Raw genomic sequence first — 17,007 nt, forward strand, 5'->3', positions numbered from 1 at the left:
TCGTCGGGCCGGGACCGCGCTCGGCGCGCGAGGGCGTGCCGGTGGGTGTCCGCCATCCTGGCGAAACGCGCGGGGGCGTGGCCGCCGCATCCCGGAGGTGTTGCGCGGGCGGCCTTCGCGGCGACGGCGCGACGGCCTCGCGGGCCACTGCCCGAGCGCTCGGGGGCGGCGTTTCGGTCACGCCGGCCGGCCGGCCCGGCGGGCGCGGCGGCGACGGTGAACGGCGGGCGGCCGCGGTGGGAGTCGGGGCGCGGCGATCCGGTCGCCCGTCACCCGGGTCGTTCCGTGGCCAGCCCGCCCCACCTGGCCGGGCCGGGCCGTCGACCTCATCGGATCGGAATCAGATCGGACCGCTCACGCCGCGGAGCGGCCCGCCGTGACCGCGGCGCCGATCGACGACACCGCGCCCATCCGCTCCTCGGCCACCCGGGCCAGCGCGAACTTGCGCTGGTCGAGCAGCGCCAGCAGGACCGGGGGATCCATCGCGCGGACCGGCTGCAGGTCGAGGTCGGCGTGCACCACGCCGTCGCCCCGCATGGGCAGCGGGCCGACGGTGGCGACGCAGACGGTCTGGTCCCCGTCGTCGGCGACCGTGTCGGCGTCCAGTTCCCCGTTGACCGACTGGGCGAGGAGAAACCAGTTACCCGGTGGCACGCCGTCGAGCTGGTATGCGCCCGGGCGGGACAGGACCGTGCAGCGGACCGGCTGCCCTTCCGGGATGCGGTCCGGGAACAGGCCCAGGAATACTGGACTGTCCACATGCGATTCCGGGGCCCAGGCCCGGCCCTGCACCCGGGCGTGGTGCGAGTGCCCCATCCGGTAATCGGGGTTGGTCGCGATCTGCGGGGCGAAGCCGGCCAGTCGGCGGTACGACGTGGGTGGCATTCCCACGCTCCGGGTGAACCGGGAGCTGAAAGTCCCGACGCTGTTGTACCCGACGCGCATGCTGATATCGGCGACACTCAATGAGGTGGAGACGAGCAGGTGCTTGGCGCGCTGCAGGCGCAGGGCGGAGAGGAAGCGGCCCGGTGTCACGCCGGTGGCTCGCTGGAAGACCCTCGTGAAGTGAAACTTACTGAACATGGCGGCGCGGGCCATGTCGTCGACGGTGAGCTGCTCGCCTAGTTTTTCGTGCATGGCGGCGATCGCTCGCCGCACAGCCTTCTCGATTGGATCTTCCACAGCGGTTCCCCCAATGACCTGCAAATTTCATCATGTTGACACTGCCTAGCGGATGGCCCCCGCGTGTCCAGTCTGCTTTGGTGTGGCGAATATTGGCGGTGGTCACCGCCGCTGGCATTTATGCGGGCTATCCATGAAATTAGCCTATTCCCACCCCCTGAGACCGGCGGTATTGCTGGCGTCGAGGTTAGCCGAGCCATCGGGCGATGGCAACACCGTCAATGACGACGCGAGCACGGAGCGCAGTCATGGAGTGGCATGCACAGAAGTGCTGTCCTCGCACGTCAGGGCCGCATTGGTGGATGGCGGCGGGCGGATAGCAGCACACTCCGCTGCTGATAGTACGAATCTCCAGTCGCCATAATTAGCCAGGTCCAATTTCCCCGAAGCGCCGCACTTGGTGCCGCCTTGTCGCGGGGTGGATGTTCGGGAATGGCCGGATCTGTCCGGTGCGTCTAGTAAGCCTTCCGTCGCCGGCTGCCGACGGGTGTCTCCGCTGGTCATCCCGTAATTGTGGGGGGTTGCCGGATAGGCAAGTTTGAAGATGACGGTCCACTGGCCGCTGCGTAGATTTGCGGAAAGTCCATTCCTTGATTGGCCGCGATGGTGGGTGCCCGCAGAATCATTCGTGCGTACCCGGTGTGCTGCCGCTCCGTCGGAATCCACGGCACGCTCCCTCGCCAAGTTCCGGATGCCGCTTCCGGACGGGGGCCGACGACGTCCATCGTGGTATCGGCGGAGCCTCCGCATCCGTCTCCTGCATTGCGCTGATCTGCGGGAAACCGTAATGCGTACTCTCCAGTTCCCGTTTTCGTGGCGCGTGGAGTCGATTTTATTGCGGTTTACCGGCGCGATCGCCGTGGCGAATGCGAACGAGCGCAAGGCAGGAGAATTTTCTGCCCACGGATGCGTAACAATGAGGCTCAAGTGGGCAGACCGGAGAAGATGATGACTGCTTGGAACAAGCTTCGACGCCGCATTCTGACCCCCGATGTGGGGCAGACAAAACTCAGTACGCGAGGATTCCACCTCAAGGACGAGCAGGCCCGCGACCGCCTCGAAACGGTCGGCAGCTCGTTCCTGCACGGCTTCGCCGCCGCCGCGGAGGCGGACGGCCCGCCGGAGGCGGCGCCGGTGGTCGAGTCGTCGCCGGCCGCATTCCGGGGCTTCGCCTACGAGGGCGCGGCGATGGCGTTCGCGATCCGCGACGCCCTGCCCGGGCGGTCGCGGCACGTCGCCCGCTTCCTCGCCGACCACGACGAGCACGTCTACATGGCGTACGTCGGGGTGGGCTGGGCGATGGCCCGCCTGCCGCGTCCCTTGTGGTCGCGCCTGCACGCCCCGGATCCCCTGCTGCGCTGGCTCGTCCTCGACGGGTACGGGTTCCACCAGGCCTACTTTAAGACCGACCGCTACGTTCGCCGGCGGGACGCTCCGTCGGCGTTTCCGTGGCCCACCGACGGTCCACGGGACTACTCCCGGGACTACTCCCTGCGGGCGATCGACCAGGGCATCGGACGGGCCTGCTGGTTCGTGGCCGGAACGGACGCCCAGCAGCTCGTCCGCCTCCTCGACGCGTTCCCCGCGCACCGCCGCTCCGACCTGTACGCCGGCGCCGGGCTCGCCGTCTGCTACGCCGGTGGCGGGAGTGAGCAGGAACTGACCTGGCTCGCCCGGACCGTGGGGGCGTACCGGCTGGAACTCGCGCAGGGCGCCGCGTTCGGCGCCGCGGCCCGCGTCCGTGCCGGCCTGGTGATGCCGCACAACGAACTCGCCACCAGCGTCCTGTGTGGAATGTCGGTGGACGAGGCCACACGAGTGACCGATGAGGCGCGGGTCGGGCTACCCACCGACGACGTCCTGCCCGCCTACGAAGTCTGGCGCCAGCGCATCAAGAGCGCCTTCATTCCGTTGGTAGCGACACGAAAGCCGAGTGAGCAATGACCAGTATTGCCGTGGTCGGGATGGCGTGCCACTACCCCGACGCCCGTTCGCCGCAGGAGCTGTGGGAGAACGCCGTCGCGGGTCGCCGGGCGTTCCGGCGGCTCCCCGACGTCCGCATGAACCATGACGACTACTGGGACGCCGATCCGGCCGCCCCGGACCGCTTCTACGCGCGCAACGCCGCCGTCCTGGAGGGCTACGAGTTCGACCGGGTCGCCTACAAGGTCGCCGGCAGCACCTACCGGTCCACGGACCTGGCGCACTGGCTGGCCCTGGACACCGCCGCGACGGCGCTCGCCGACGCCGGGTTCCCGATGGGTGAGGGCCTGCCGCAGGAGCGGACCGGCGTGGTCGTCGGCAACACCCTGACCGGTGAGTTCTCCCGCGCCAACCAGATGCGCCTGCGCTGGCCGTACGTGCGGCGGACCGTGGCGGCGGCGCTGCGGGCGGAGGGCTGGGACGACGAGCGGATCTCCACCTTCCTCGCCAGCTACGAGGCGGCGTACAAGAGCCCGTTCCCGCCGCTGGACGAGGACACCCTCGCGGGCGCGCTGTCGAACACCATCGCCGGCCGCATCTGCAACTACTTCGACCTCAAGGGCGGCGGCTACACCGTCGACGGCGCCTGCTCCTCGTCGCTGCTGTCCGTGGTGACCGCGTGCCGGGCGCTGCTCGACGGGGACCTGGACGTCGCGATCGCCGGCGGTGTCGACCTGTCCATCGACCCGTTCGAGGTCATCGGCTTCGCCAAGACCGGCGCGCTGGCCACCGGTGAGATGCGGGTCTACGACCGGACCTCCAACGGGTTCTGGCCCGGTGAGGGCTGCGGCATGGTGGTGCTGATGCGGACCGACCGGGCCGTCGAGGCCGGTCACCGGATCTACGCCTCGGTCGCCGGGTGGGGAATCTCCTCCGACGGCCACGGCGGTATCACCAGGCCCGAGGTCGACGGCTACCGGCTCGCGCTGCGCCGCGCGTACGCCCGGGCCGGTTTCGGCGTCGACACCGTCGGGCTCTTCGAGGGACACGGCACCGGCACCAAGGTCGGGGACGCCACCGAGCTGACGGCGCTGTCCAGCGCCCGGGAGGCGGCGAACCCGGAGGCGCCGCCGGCCGTGATCGGCTCGGTCAAGGGCATGATCGGCCACACCAAGGCCGCCGCCGGGGTGGCCGGGTTCATCCGCGCCGCGATGGCCGTGCACCACGAGGTGCTTCCCCCGAGCGTCGGCTCCGTCGACCCGCACGAGATCCTCACCGACGACGGGGCCCGGCTGCGCACGCTGCGCAAGGCCGAGCCGTGGCCGGCCGACGTGGAGGTGCGGGCCGGGATCACCGCGATGGGTTTCGGGGGCATCAACACGCACGTCGTGCTCGAACGGCACGGGCCGCGCCGGTCGGTGCCGGACCGCCGGGTGCGGGCCCTCGCCACCTCGGTCCAGGACGCCGAGCTGCTGCTTGTCGACGCCGCCTCGGCGGAGGAACTCGCCGAGCGGCTCGCCGAGCTGAGCGCCTTCGTGCCGGCGATCTCGTACGCGCAGCTCGGCGACCTCGCCGCGACGCTGCACCGCGACCTGCGCGGCCGGCCGTTCCGCGCGGCGATCGTCGCCTCGTCGCCGGAGGAGGCCGAGCGGCTGCTGACCGCGGCCCGCGAGGCCGTCGAGTCCGGCGAGGCGAAGCTGATCCGCCCGGACGGCCGGTTCCTGCTCGGACACGTCAGCGGCCCGGCCCGGATCAGCTTCCTCTTCCCGGGGCAGGGTTCCGGACGCGGCGTCAGCGGCGGCGCGCTGCGGCGGCGGTTCGCCGAGGTCGAGGACGTCTACCTGCGCGCCGCGCTGCCGACCGGTAGCGACGTCGTCGCGACCGAGGTCGCCCAGCCGCGCATCGTCACCGGGTCCGTCGCCGGGCAGCACGCCCTGGCGCTGCTCGGCATCGAGGCGTCGACCGCGATCGGGCACAGCCTCGGTGAGATCGTGGCCCTGCAGTGGGCCGGCGCGATGAACGAGGAGACCCTGCTGCGGGTGGCCGGCCTGCGGGGCCGGACCATGGCCGGGCACAGCCGGGCCGGCACGATGGCGGACATCGGGGCGCCTCCCGAGATGCTCGACACGATCATCGGGGACCTGCCGGTCGTCGTGTCCGCCTACAACGGGCCTGAGCACACCGTCGTCTCCGGGTCGGTCGACGCGGTCGAGGCGGTCTGCCGCAAGGCCCAGGCGGCCGGACTGAGCGCGACGCGGCTGCGCGTCTCGCACGCGTTCCACTCCCCGTTGGTGGCTCCGGCCGCCGACGCCTTCGCCGACACCCTCGCGGACGAGACGTTCCAGCGGGTGGGGGCCCGGGTCGTCTCCACCGTCACCGGTGACGTGCTCCCCGCCCGGACCGACGTGCGGGCCCTGCTCCGCCGCCAGATCACCGACCCGGTCCTGTTCAACCAGGCCGTCGCGCTGGCCGCCAAGAACACCGACCTGTTCGTCGAGGTCGGGCCGGGGCAGGTGCTCACCGGGCTGGCCGGCACGGTCACGGATGTTCCGGTGGTCGCGTTGGACACCGACAGCGAATCGCTCGCGAGTCTGCTCCGGGTCGCCGGCGCCGCGTACGTCACCGGCGCCGCGCCCGCCCCGGCGGCGCTGTTCGACGGCCGGCTCGTCCGACCGCTGGAAGTGGGCGCCACGTTCTCGTTCCTGACCAGCCCGTGCGAGCGGGCGCCGGAACTCGACCCGGCGATCGAGCGTGGTCCCGCCGTGGCGGCGCCGTCCGTCGTCGCCGACTCCGCCGGGCCGGACGGGGAATCCACCCAGGACCTGCTGCGGCGGCTCACCGCGGACCGCGCCGAGCTGCCGCTCGAACTCGTCGGCCCGGACAGCCGGCTCCTCGACGACCTGCACCTCAGCTCCATCACGGTCGGCCAGGTGGTGAACCAGCTCGCCCAGCGCCTGGACGTGCCGCCGGCCCAGATGCCGATCAACTTCGCCACCGCCACCATCCGCGAGCTGGCCGAGACGATGGAGAACCTCGCGAAGACGGCCCGGGACAGCGATACCGCCGCCACCCCGGTGGTGTCCGGGGTGGCCGCCTGGGCCCGGCCCTGGCGGGTCGACCTCGACGAGGTGCCGCTGCCGGCGGTGCCCGCCGACGCCACCGCGAAGAACGGCCCGTGGCACCTGCACGCCGACGCGGACCACCCGTTCGCCGCGGAGCTCGCGAGCACGCTCGAACAGTCCGGGCTCGGCAGCGGAGTCCTCGTCTGCCTGCCGCCGGACTGCACGGAGGAGCAACTGGAGTCCGCGCTGCGGGGCGCCCAGCAGGCGCTCACCGCCGGCAGCACCCGCTTCGTCCTGGTCGGACACGGCCGCGGCGCGGCGGCGATCGCCCGGACGTTGCACCTCGAGGCGCCGACCGTGCTGGTCACCGTCGTGCACCTGCCCGCCGCCACCGAGGCCGCGGTCGAGCTGGTGGTGAAGGAGGTCGCCGCCACCACCTCCTTCACCGAGGTGCACCACGACGACGGCGTCCGGCGGGTCCCGACCCTGCGCGCGATGCCGGTGCGACCGGGTACCCCGGTGGCCCCGCTCGGCGCGGACGACGTGCTGCTGGTCACCGGTGGGGGCAAGGGCATCACCGCCGAGTGCGCCCTGGCTCTGGCCAGCGACAGCGGCGCCCGGCTGGCGCTGCTGGGCCGCTCCGACCCCGCCGAGGACAGCGAGCTGGCGGCCAACCTGGCCCGGATCGCGGAGGCCGGCGTCACCGTGCGGTACGCCCGCGCCGACGTCACCGACGCCGCCGCCGTCGGCCAGGCGGTGCGGGACCTGTCCGCCGAACTCGGGCCGGTCACCGCGGTCCTGCACGGCGCGGGCCGCAACGAGCCGGCCGCACTGCCGAGCCTCGACCCGGCCGCGTTCCGCGCCGCCCTGGCGCCGAAGGTCGACGGTCTGCGGGCGGTGCTCGACGCGGTCGACCCGGCCCGGCTCCGGTTGCTCGTGACGCTCGGCAGCATCATCGGCCGGGCGGGGCTGCGCGGTGAGGCGCACTACGCCACCGCCAACGACTGGCTGGCCGAGGAGACCACCGCGTTCGCCCGGGCGTACCCCGACTGCCGCACCATGTGTCTGGAGTGGTCGGTCTGGTCGGGCGTCGGCATGGGCGAGCGACTGTCGGTCGTCGAGTCGCTCAGCCGTGAGGGCGTCATGCCCATCACGCCCGACCAGGGCATCGCGATCCTGCGGCGTCTGGTCACCGACCCGGCGACGCCGGGCGTGGTGGTGATCAGCGGGCGCACCGAGAGCGTCCACACGGTTCGCTACGACCTGCCGTCGCTGCCGCTGCTGCGGTTCGTCGACCGCGTGCTGATCCGCTACCACCAGGTCGAACTGGTGGTAGAGACGGAGCTGAACGTGGGCGCCGACCGCTACCTCGCGGACCACGATCTCGACGGCAACCTGCTGTTCCCGGCCGTGTTCGGGATGGAGGCCATGGCGCAGGTGGCCACGGCCGTCTCGGGCGTCGACGCGGTCCCGGTCATCGAACGGGCGGAGTTCCTGCGACCCATCATCGTCTCGCCGCACGGGCACACGAAGATCCAGGTGGCCGCGCTGGTGACGGACGACGACACCGTCGAGGTCGCGATCCGCAGCGAGGAGACCGGCTTCGCCGCCGACCACTTCACCGCGCGGCTGCGGCTGAGTGGCGAGGCCGCCCCGGACGGCCCGCCGGAGCAGGTGTCGGACGGGTTGGCACCGGCCTCGATCACGCCGTCCGACGACCTGTACGGCGAGATCCTCTTCCAGGGCGCGAGGTTCCAGCGACTCCGGCAGTACCACCGGGCCGCGGCCCGCCACGTGGACGCGATCGTGGCGGCCGACGAGTCCACCACCTGGTTCGCCCCGTACGTCTCCCCGACGTTGCTGCTGGGTGACCCGGGCGTCCGCGACGCGCTCATGCACGGCAACCAGGTGTGCGTGCCGGACGCCACGCTGCTGCCCGCCGGCGTGGAACGGATCCACCCCGGCGGCGCGAAGCTCTTCGCCGCCCGCGAGCTGCGCTACTGCGCCACCGAACGGGAGCGCGACGGCGACACGTACATCTACGACATCGCCCTGCGCGACGAGGCCGGGACCACCGTGGAGCGGTGGGAGGGGCTGCGGCTGCGCGCGGTCCGGAAGCAGGACGGTTCCGGCCCCTGGGTGCCCCCGCTGCTCGGCTCCTTCCTGGAGCGTGGGCTCGGCGACCTGGGGATGCCCGACGTGGCGGTCGCGATCGAGCCCGACCCGCCCGCGCCGGCGGACCCGGCCGAGCGGACCGCCGCGCGTCGCCGGGTCAGCGCGGTGGCCGCCGGGCACGCGCTCGGACGGCCGGTCGAGATCACGTACCGGCCCGACGGGCGACCCGAGGTCCCGGGGGAGCGCACCATCTCGATCGCGCACGGCGCCGGAATCACGCTGGCCGTCGCCGCGGAGGGCGTGCTCGGCTGCGACGTCGAGAGCGTGGCGCCGCGTGGCCCCGAGGAGTGGCAGGGGTTGCTCGGCCCGCACGCCGGGGTGGCGGAACTGCTGGCCGGAAACCCCGGTGAGACCCCGGACACCGCCGCGACCCGCGTCTGGACCGTGGTGGAGGCGATGCAGAAGGCCGGACTGCCGATGCACGGACCGCTCGTCGTGTCCGACGAGGAACGTCCCGGCTGGGTGCTCTTCGGCGCCGGCGGCGCCCGGGCCGCCTCCTTCGTCACCAGTCTGCGCGGCGGCGAGGGGCAAGTGGTGATCACTGTTCTGGCTGGTGCGAAGGGATGACCATGGAGAGCTACTACGAGCTGCGGCACACCGTCGGGTTCGAGGAGACGAACATCGTCGGCAACGTCTACTACGTCAACTACCTGCGGTGGCAGGGCCGCTGCCGGGAGATGTTCCTCAAGGACCGGGCGCCGGCCGTCCTCGCCGACCTGCAGGCCGACCTCAAGCTCTTCACGCTCAAGGTCGAGTGCGAGTTCTTCTCCGAACTCACCGCGTTCGACGAGATCGCCGTCCGGATGCGGCTGATCGAGCGGGCGCAGACGCAACTCGAGTTCGGCTTCGACTACGTGCGCCTCGGCCCGGCCGGCGAGGTCCTCGCCGCCCGGGGGATCCAGCGCGTCGCCTGCATGCGTGGCCCGAACAACCGGACCGTGCCCACCCGGGTTCCGGAGGCGCTCGAGGACGCCCTTGAGCCGTACCTCGCCGTCGGGGCCCGGCGATGACGACCTTCGACACCGAAGAGGTGACCGACTCGACGCACATGCGTCGCGTCTACGGAACCTTCGCCACCGGCGTCACGGTGGTCAGTGTCGGTGGCGACGAGCCGCACGCCATGACCGCGAACTCGTTCAGCGCCGTGTCGCTCGATCCACCGCTGGTGCTGGTCTGCATCGACCGGGACGCCCTCATGCACCAGGCGCTCAGCCGCGCCGGCACCTTCGGCATCTCCGTGCTGGCCCCCGACCAGGAGGCGGTGGCGCGCTACTACGCGGACCGGCGCCGGCCACTGGGCCTGGAACAGTTCGAGTTCGCCGACTGGCGGCCGGGCGGGCGGACGGACGCGCCGTTGCTCGCCGGGGCCGTCGCCCACTTCGAGTGCGAGCTCTGGCGGTCGTACGACGGGGGAGACCACACGATCTTCCTGGGTCGTCCGCGGGGCATGCGCCGGTACGGCGACGGCGACGCCCTGATCTTCCTCGGTGGCCAGTTCCGCCGGCTCGAGATGGCGCCGTCCGCGGTGGTGACGTCGTGACCGCGGTCGTGCGCCCGGCGTCGCCGTCGATGAACGGGCCGTCGCGCGCCGCCGCGGTCAACATGTTGATCATGATGAACCGGGACCGGCTCGGCATGATGACCACCGCGGCGGCCCGCTGGGGCGACGCCGCCCGGCTGCCGGTCGGGCCGAAGACGCTCTACTTCTTCAACCACCCCGGTCACGCCAAGCACGTGCTCGCGGACAACGCCGCCAACTACCACAAGGGCATCGGTCTGGTGCACGCCCGCCGGGCGCTCGGCGACGGACTGCTCACCAGCGAGGGCGAGCTGTGGCGCAAACAGCGCAAGGTGGTGCAGCCGGCGTTCCAGAGCCGACGCATCGCCGCGCAGGCCGGCATCGTCGCCGAGGAGGCGGCGGCCCTCGTCGACCGGCTCCGGACGCTCGGCCGCCAGGGCCCGGTGGACGTGTTCCACGAGATGACCGGGCTGACGCTCGGGGTGCTCGGGCGCACCCTGCTCGACACCGACCTCGGCCGGTTCCCGTCGATCGGCCGTGACTTCACGGCGGTGCAGGACCAGGCGATGTTCGAGCTGGCGACGTTGAGCGCCGTGCCGCCCTGGGTGCCGTTGCCGCGTCAGCTGCGGTTCCGGCGCGCCCGTCGTCGGCTGCAGACGATCGTCGACCAGCTCGTCGACGAGCGCGGGGACCACTCCGGCGACCGCGACGACGTGCTGTCGCGGCTCATCGTGTCCGCCCGGGCCGAGTCCGACCCGCGGGTCGGCCGGCAGCGGCTGCGGGACGAGCTCGTGACGCTGCTGCTGGCCGGGCACGAGACCACCGCCAGCACGCTGAGCTGGGCGCTCTACCTGGTCGACAAGCATCCCGAGGTACGCGAGCGGCTGCGGGAGGAGGCCACCACCGTACTCGGGGACCGGCTGCCGACCTTCGACGACCTGGGCCGGCTGCGGTACACCGCGATGGTCATCGACGAGGTCGTGCGGCTGTACCCGCCGGTGTGGATCCTGCCGCGCAAGACGCTCGCCGACGACGTGGTCGGCGGGTATCACGTGCCGGCCGGCGTCGACGTGCTGATCTGTCCCTACACGCTGCACCGGCACCGGGCCTTCTGGGACCGCCCGGAGGAGTTCGACCCGGAACGGTTCGACCCGGTCCGGTCCACCGACCGCCCGCGGTACGCCTACATCCCGTTCGGCGCGGGACCGCGGTTCTGCGTCGGCAACCATCTCGGCCTGATGGAAGCCGCCTTCGTGCTCTCGATGCTGGTCCGGGAGTTGCGGCTCACCAAGGTCGCCACCCACCAGGTCGTACCGGAGCCGATGTTGTCGCTGCGTATGCGCGGTGGCATGCCGATGACCATCAGCTCGGCCGACTGACGGACAACCGGGTGACGGACCGCCGTCACCCGTGACCGCACCACACAAGGAGCCCGTCCTCGACGGGCGTCACCCCGAGGGGGAGCGTTGCCACCGAAACCAGTGGGTCCGCTGCGCCGGCTCATTCCCGCAATCTTCGTTCTGGTGCTCGTCGCGGGGCTGTTCACGATCTCGCGACTGCCGTCCGCGTCCGCGGCGGACCGGGAGGCGATGGCATCGCGGTTCGCGTTCACCGAACTGCCCATCGCCTTCCCGCCGGGCCTGCCGCAGCGCACGGTCCGCACCGTGAACCCGAAGTACAAGCACATCCGTTCCTGGATCTCGTCGGTCGGCGCCGGTGTGGCGCTCAACGACCTCGACGGGAAGGGCGGCGCCAACGACCTGTGCCTCGTCGACCCGCGCAGCGACAGCGTCGTCGTCACCCCCGCGCCCGGCGGCGGCGCCACGTACGCGCCGTTCGTGGTCGAGCCGGCGCCGCTGCCGATGGGTCCGGCGATCGCGCCGATGGGATGCGTGCCGGGCGACTTCAACGTCGACGGCCGCACCGACCTGCTGGTCAACTACTGGGGTCGGACGCCCGTGCTGTTCCTGCAGAAGAGCGACGCGCGGGGCCTGAGCCTGGCGTCGTACCACCCGGTCGAGCTGATCCCGCAGCAGAAGACCACCGACGGCCTCTACCGCGGGCCGCTCTGGAACACCAACGCGACCGCGGTCGCCGACTTCGACGGCGACGGCCGACCCGACATCGGCATCTTCAACTACTTCCCGGACTCGCAGGTGCTCGACCCGCAGGGCCTGCCCAACGTGCAGATGAACCACTCCATGTCCCGCGCGCAGAACGCGGGCGGGGCGCACATCCTGCGCTGGACCGGGGCCACCAGCGGCGCCGAGCCGACCGCCACCTACGAGGTGCAGAGCGCGATCGACCCCCGGTACGCCACCGGGTGGACGCTGGCCTCGGCCTCCGCCGACCTCGACGGTGACCTGCTGCCGGAGCTGTACCTCGCCAACGACTTCGGCAACGACCGGTTCTTCCACAACGTGTCGACGCCCGGCCGGATCAGGTTCAAGCTGGCCGAGGGCCGGCGCGGCCCGTTGGACCCGAAGTCGCTGGTGATGGGGCACGACTCCTTCAAGGGGATGTCGGTCGACTTCGCCGACCTGTCCGGCACCGGCCGGTTCGACGCCTTCGTCAGCAACATCACCGAGTCGTGGGGGCTGGAGGAGAGCAACTTCGTCTGGCTGAACACCGCGAAGACCCCGCAGGAGGCGCGCGACCGGATGAGCAAGGGCATCGCGCCCTTCGAGAACGAGGCCGCGGCGAAGAACCTCGCCTGGGTCGGCTGGGGTTGGGACGCGAAGATGGCCGACTTCGACAACAGCGGCCGGCTCGTCGTGGTGCAGTCCTGCGGCTTCGTCAAGGGCACGATCAACCGGTTCAACTGGCTCCAGGAGTTGGCCGCCAGCAACGACCTGATGCTGCGCGAGCCCGACATGTGGCCCAACGCCCAGCCCGGCGACGACATCGCCGGCTCCAACGCGCTGGCGTTCTGGGCGCCGGAGGGCAACGGTCGCTACGTCGACCTGAGTCCGCAGCTCGGGCTCGCCGACCGGACCCCGACGCGCGGGGTCGCCGTGGGAGACACCGACGGCGACGGCCGCCAGGACTTCGCGGTGGCGCGGCAGTGGGGGCCACCGGCCTTCTACAAGAACACCAAGACGGAGATCGGCAACTTCCTCGGGCTGCGGCTGCACCGGCCCGCGCTCGGCGCCGGCCAGTCCGGCGACGCCGGCACCCCGGCGTACGGCGCGCAGGCGCGGGTGACCACGGCCGACGGCCGCACCCAGCTCGCCCAGCTCGACGGCGGTGGCGGGCACTCGGGCAAGCGCAGCTTCGACGTGTTCGTCGGGCTGGGCGCCCAGGGCGCCGCACCCGTCACCGTCGAGCTGAGCTGGCGCGATCTCTCCGGCGCCCGGCACCAGCAGACGCTGTCCCTCTCCGCCGGGTGGCACGACCTCATGCTCACCGACCGAGCCCAGGAGCTGACCAAGCCATGACGGACGTCAAACGCGCCCCGGAAGGCGCGACCACCACGGTCGAGGCCGCCGACGCGGCCCGCAACGGCGCCGGCCCGGCCGGGGCCCACCGGGGCGTCGACACCCGGCCGCCCGTACCCCGGGTGGACAAGCGTGACCCGCGCTACCTCGCCCTGCGGAACTTCGCCATCTCCATGTCCATCCTCAACATCCTCGGTTACACGATCCTCGGCTTCGAGCAGCCCTGGACCTGGCCGCTGTTCGTCCTGGCGCTCGGGTACACGGTGGAGCTGGTGATCGAGGCGGTCGCGGCCCGGTCCCTGGGCCGCCGGCCGGCCTACAGCGGCAACGGCGCGTGGGGCGTCTACACGTTCCTGCTGCCCACCCACATCACCGCGCTCGCGGTGAACATGCTGCTCTACGCCAACGACATGTTCTGGCCGATCGCCTTCGCGGTGGTGGTGGCCATCGGTCAGAAGGCGGTGCTGCAGGCGCCGATCAGCGGGCGCATGCGGCACTTCATGAACCCGTCGAACTTCGGCATCACGATCGCGCTGATCACGTTCTCGTGGGTCAACGTGGCCCCGCCGTACCACTTCACGGAGAACGTGCCGGACGTGTTCCGGATGTTCATCCCGATGGTGGTCCTCACCGCCGGCACCATCCTCAACGCGATGCTCACCAAGAAGGTCGCGCTGATCGTGGGCTGGGTCGGTGGCTTCGTCATCCAGGCGCTGATCCGGCACTACGTCTGGGACGTGCAGCTCTGGTCGGCGCTGAGCATCATGACCGGGGTGGCCTTCGTGCTGTTCACCAACTACATGATCACCGACCCGGGCACCACGCCGTCGAAGGCGCGGAACCAGTTCATGTTCGGCTCCTCGGTGGCCATGGTGTACGGCGTCCTGATGGTCTTCAACGTGGTCTACACGCTGTTCTTCGCGGTCACCATCGTCTGCCTGGCGCGGGGCCTGTTCTGGTGGGGCAAGTGGCTGATGGCGCGGCGCGGCGAGCGCACCGCGGTGCAGCCGGTGCCGCCGCCCGCGGCGGTCGAGCTACCGATCGCCCGCTGACCCGCCACCTGTCACGACACCGACCGGACCGTCCTCCACCCCCGCGGGGCACCGCGGTGGGGAGGACGGTCCGGTCGCTTTACCGACACCTGCGCGCTGTCGCGGCGCGGAAAGCTTCCCCCCGGATGTTCCCTCCGTCGTCTACTGTGCACACTGGGTACCCGTGATGTTCGGTCACCGCGGGCTTCCCACGATGCTCGGCAACCGGACGGAGGCACCGGCATGGAAGTGTCCACCCAGCAGTGGGAGTCGATCCGCGACGACGTCACCGCCGCCGGCGAACGGTTCGCCGCCCTGGTCGAGAAGGCCCCGGCGGACGTGCGGGCGACCCGGGAGTGGTCGGTCGTCGACACCGCGGTCCACCTCGTCACGGTGACCGACCTCGACGCCGTCATCACCCGGTCCTACCCCGAACCCGCGTTTCCGCACCCCGGCCTGTACGAGCAGTGGCAGCGCACCAACGTCGACGATCTCGCCCTGCTCAACGTCGAGGTGATGCGCCTGTGCGAGGAGCGTGACCCGGCGGCGCTGGCGGCCCGGATCCGCGCGAACTGCGCGGCGATGCTCGACGCCACGAGCGACGTCGACCCGTCGGCGCCGCTGCCCTGGCTGGGCAGTTCGACGCTCACCATGGCGGGGCTGTTCGCCCACATCGTCAACGAGTTCAACATCCACGGCTGGGACATCGCCCGGGCCGCCGGTCTCCCGCACGAGATCCCGCCCGGCGAGGCGGCGGCGTTCTTCGAGGTCTTCTTCGTCGGGCTGGTCCGCGACGGGTACGGTCACCTGCTCGACACCCCGAAGCCGCTGCCCGACGTGCGCGTGGCGGTCGCCTTCGAGTCGCGGCACGCGCGCCCGGTGACCCTGTTGCTCGACCGGAACGTGGTGAGCGTCGCCGATCCGGGCACCCGACCGGACGTCCGGGTCAGCTACGACCCGGTGGTCCTCAACCTGATGCTCTTCGGCCGGGTCTCACCCGTGCGGGCGATGCTCTCCCGCGGCGTCCGGGTCGGCGGCCCCAGGCCGTGGCTGATGCTCGCGTTCATGCGCAAGGTCCGCTGCCCGAGCTGACGGGTGCGCGGGCCGCCGGTGACCCGGCGGCGCGGGGCGTCGGCGCCGTGCTGAGCCCGGCGACCCCGCGACGGTCACCGACCGCCCGCGACACCCGCCGACGGCACCGGGTCGGCGCCGCCACCGAGCAGGACCCGACGGGCGATCGCGGGGCGGAGCAGTCGGGTCGGCGGGTCCACCAGGTTGAGCACACGCAGGAACGCCTCGCCCAGCACCGCGTCGGTCCGGGCCGCCGCGTGCAGCCGGTGCACGTACCAGTTGACCAGTCGGACCCGCACCGAGCGCGGGCCCGGCACCTGCGGGAACCGCAGGTCCGTGCCGACCGCGATGGACCACGGGCCGTCGATCAACTTGCCCGCGCCGCGGAAGAAGTGCCGGGCCAGCCGGTCCGGGCCGCCGGACAGGAGCGAGCGGAGCAGCAGGCCCTCGGTGGCGGCGACCGTCATGCCCTGGCCGTACACCGGATTGAAGCTGCACACGGCGTCGCCGACCACCAGGTAGCCGAGCGGGAAGCGACGCAGCCGCTCGTAGCGTCGGCGCACGCTCGCCGGATAGCGCATCTGGGCCGGGCCGCCCACCGGGACGGCGTCGCGCACGAAGCGGCTGATCACCGGCATGCCCAGTGACTCGGCGAAGCGGGTGAAACCCTCGTGGTCCGACGGCGGCTGCTCACCGAGCATTCCGCTGAGCGCCACCGCGAACCGGCCGTCCTCCTGCGCGGCGACGATGCCGGTGCGGGGGCGACCCGGCACGGCGTTGGTCAACGCGCCGAGCAGTCCGTCGAGGTGCCGGGGTTCGCGCTGGTAGACGCGGGTGACGTAGGTGACGTCCACCGGGACCCGCTGCTCCGGCGGGGTCGGGTAGCCGAGGTCGGCCAGCCACACCGGGCTGCGGGAGGCCCGACCGCAGGCGTCGACCACCAGGTCGGCGTGGATCGGGTACGCGGCCCCGACGCGCGGCGTCACGAGCACCCCGATGATCCGGCTGCGGTCCTCGGTGCTCAGCAGCGCGGTCGCCTCGGCGGGCGGGCAGAACCGGACGTTGCCCAGGTTCCGCACCCGGGCGCGCACCGTGCTCTCCAGCAACGGGCGGCTGACGCCCACGCCGACCAGGTCCGAGGCGGCGCGCCGCATCGGGTGGCCGTCGTTGCACCAGTGCACCTGGTCGTGCAGGTCGACAAGGGGCGCGCCGGCGGCGGACAGCTCGTCGCTGAGCCCCTCGAAGAGCTCGTCGAGGGCCCGCCGGCCGCGCGCCAGCAGCACGTGCAGTTGGCGGGACTGCGGCACCCCGCGCCGGGCCGCCGCCGCCTCGGGCAGCGGGTCGCGGTCGACGATGGTGACGGTGTCGTACGCCTCGCTCAGCACCCGGGCGGCGATCAGGCCGGCCATGCTGCCGCCGAGCACCACGGCGTCGCCTGCGGAGACCATGACCGGAATGCTAGGCCGGGCCGGACGGGCGCCTCGCCTCTCGACGTGCGCACCTCGACGGCGTGCGCCCCAGGGCAAGGCAGCACATTTAAAGATAGCTATCCGTGGCGGCTGCATTACACAATGGAGCGATTCGTGTTAGTAGACTTTGGGAGTCGC

General features: G+C 71.9%; 10 protein-coding genes. 8 read left to right on the forward strand and 2 right to left on the reverse strand.

Going from position 1 to position 17,007, the window contains the following annotated elements; genetic code table 11:
• Positions 1-354 precede the first annotated feature (354 nt).
• A complete protein-coding gene (locus tag ACZ6O5_RS00520; protein ID WP_465973712.1) occupies positions 355-1,182 on the reverse strand; it encodes a helix-turn-helix domain-containing protein in 828 nt (275 codons plus the stop codon).
• Between the two features lie 948 nt (positions 1,183-2,130).
• Between ACZ6O5_RS00520 and ACZ6O5_RS00525 the strand changes: the two genes are divergently transcribed.
• The 8 genes from ACZ6O5_RS00525 to ACZ6O5_RS00560 all read left to right on the forward strand — a co-directional run bounded on the left by ACZ6O5_RS00525 (position 2,131) and on the right by ACZ6O5_RS00560 (position 15,421).
• On the forward strand, positions 2,131-3,126 hold the full coding sequence (locus tag ACZ6O5_RS00525; RefSeq protein ID WP_465974311.1) for a DUF1702 family protein: 996 nt from the start codon (positions 2,131-2,133) through the stop codon (positions 3,124-3,126).
• The gene (locus tag ACZ6O5_RS00530) at positions 3,123-8,909 is read left to right on the forward strand and encodes a type I polyketide synthase (RefSeq protein WP_465973714.1); all 5,787 of its coding nucleotides are present in this window, start codon (positions 3,123-3,125) and stop codon (positions 8,907-8,909) included. The genes ACZ6O5_RS00525 and ACZ6O5_RS00530 overlap by 4 nt, the downstream gene beginning before the upstream one ends.
• Before the next feature lie 2 nt (positions 8,910-8,911).
• Positions 8,912-9,352, forward strand: coding sequence for an acyl-CoA thioesterase (locus tag ACZ6O5_RS00535; protein ID WP_281942478.1), 441 nt, complete (start codon positions 8,912-8,914; stop codon positions 9,350-9,352).
• On the forward strand, positions 9,349-9,882 hold the full coding sequence (locus ACZ6O5_RS00540) for a flavin reductase family protein (RefSeq protein ID WP_465973716.1): 534 nt from the start codon (positions 9,349-9,351) through the stop codon (positions 9,880-9,882). Before ACZ6O5_RS00535 ends, ACZ6O5_RS00540 begins: the two co-directional genes overlap by 4 nt.
• Positions 9,883-9,911: 29 nt before the next feature.
• Positions 9,912-11,240 (forward strand): cytochrome P450, encoded by a 1,329-nt coding sequence (locus tag ACZ6O5_RS00545; RefSeq protein WP_425786970.1) that lies wholly within the window; start codon positions 9,912-9,914, stop codon positions 11,238-11,240.
• Between the two features lie 87 nt (positions 11,241-11,327).
• Positions 11,328-13,298, forward strand: a complete 1,971-nt coding sequence (locus tag ACZ6O5_RS00550; protein WP_465973718.1) for a CRTAC1 family protein — start codon at positions 11,328-11,330, stop codon at positions 13,296-13,298.
• Positions 13,295-14,350 carry an enediyne biosynthesis protein gene (locus tag ACZ6O5_RS00555; protein ID WP_465973720.1) on the forward strand — a complete coding sequence of 352 codons (1,056 nt, stop codon included), beginning with the start codon at positions 13,295-13,297 and terminating at the stop codon, positions 14,348-14,350. The genes ACZ6O5_RS00550 and ACZ6O5_RS00555 overlap by 4 nt, the downstream gene beginning before the upstream one ends.
• Before the next feature lie 222 nt (positions 14,351-14,572).
• Positions 14,573-15,421 (forward strand): maleylpyruvate isomerase N-terminal domain-containing protein, encoded by an 849-nt coding sequence (locus tag ACZ6O5_RS00560; protein ID WP_465973722.1) that lies wholly within the window; start codon positions 14,573-14,575, stop codon positions 15,419-15,421.
• 74 nt (positions 15,422-15,495) lie between these two features.
• Here ACZ6O5_RS00560 and ACZ6O5_RS00565 read toward each other — a convergent pair whose 3' ends face one another.
• Positions 15,496-16,848: an FAD-dependent oxidoreductase gene (locus tag ACZ6O5_RS00565; protein ID WP_465973724.1), complete on the reverse strand. Its 1,353-nt coding sequence runs from the start codon at positions 16,846-16,848 to the stop codon at positions 15,496-15,498.
• Positions 16,849-17,007 lie beyond the last annotated feature (159 nt).

It is taken from the genome of Micromonospora sp. NPDC049201 (assembly GCF_055586805.1).

Bases quoted from the DNA above. Each gene is read 5' to 3' on its own strand.
- ACZ6O5_RS00525 (WP_465974311.1), top strand. From the start codon at position 2,131: ATGACTGCTTGGAACAAGCTTCGACGCCGCATTCTGACCCCCGATGTG.
- ACZ6O5_RS00530 (WP_465973714.1), top strand. From the start codon at position 3,123: ATGACCAGTATTGCCGTGGTCGGGATGGCGTGCCACTACCCCGACGCC.
- ACZ6O5_RS00535 (WP_281942478.1), top strand. From the start codon at position 8,912: ATGGAGAGCTACTACGAGCTGCGGCACACCGTCGGGTTCGAGGAGACG.
- ACZ6O5_RS00540 (WP_465973716.1), top strand. From the start codon at position 9,349: ATGACGACCTTCGACACCGAAGAGGTGACCGACTCGACGCACATGCGT.
- ACZ6O5_RS00545 (WP_425786970.1), top strand. From the start codon at position 9,912: ATGAACGGGCCGTCGCGCGCCGCCGCGGTCAACATGTTGATCATGATG.
- ACZ6O5_RS00555 (WP_465973720.1), top strand. From the start codon at position 13,295: ATGACGGACGTCAAACGCGCCCCGGAAGGCGCGACCACCACGGTCGAG.
- ACZ6O5_RS00560 (WP_465973722.1), top strand. From the start codon at position 14,573: ATGGAAGTGTCCACCCAGCAGTGGGAGTCGATCCGCGACGACGTCACC.
- ACZ6O5_RS00565 (WP_465973724.1), bottom strand. From the start codon at position 16,848: ATGGTCTCCGCAGGCGACGCCGTGGTGCTCGGCGGCAGCATGGCCGGC.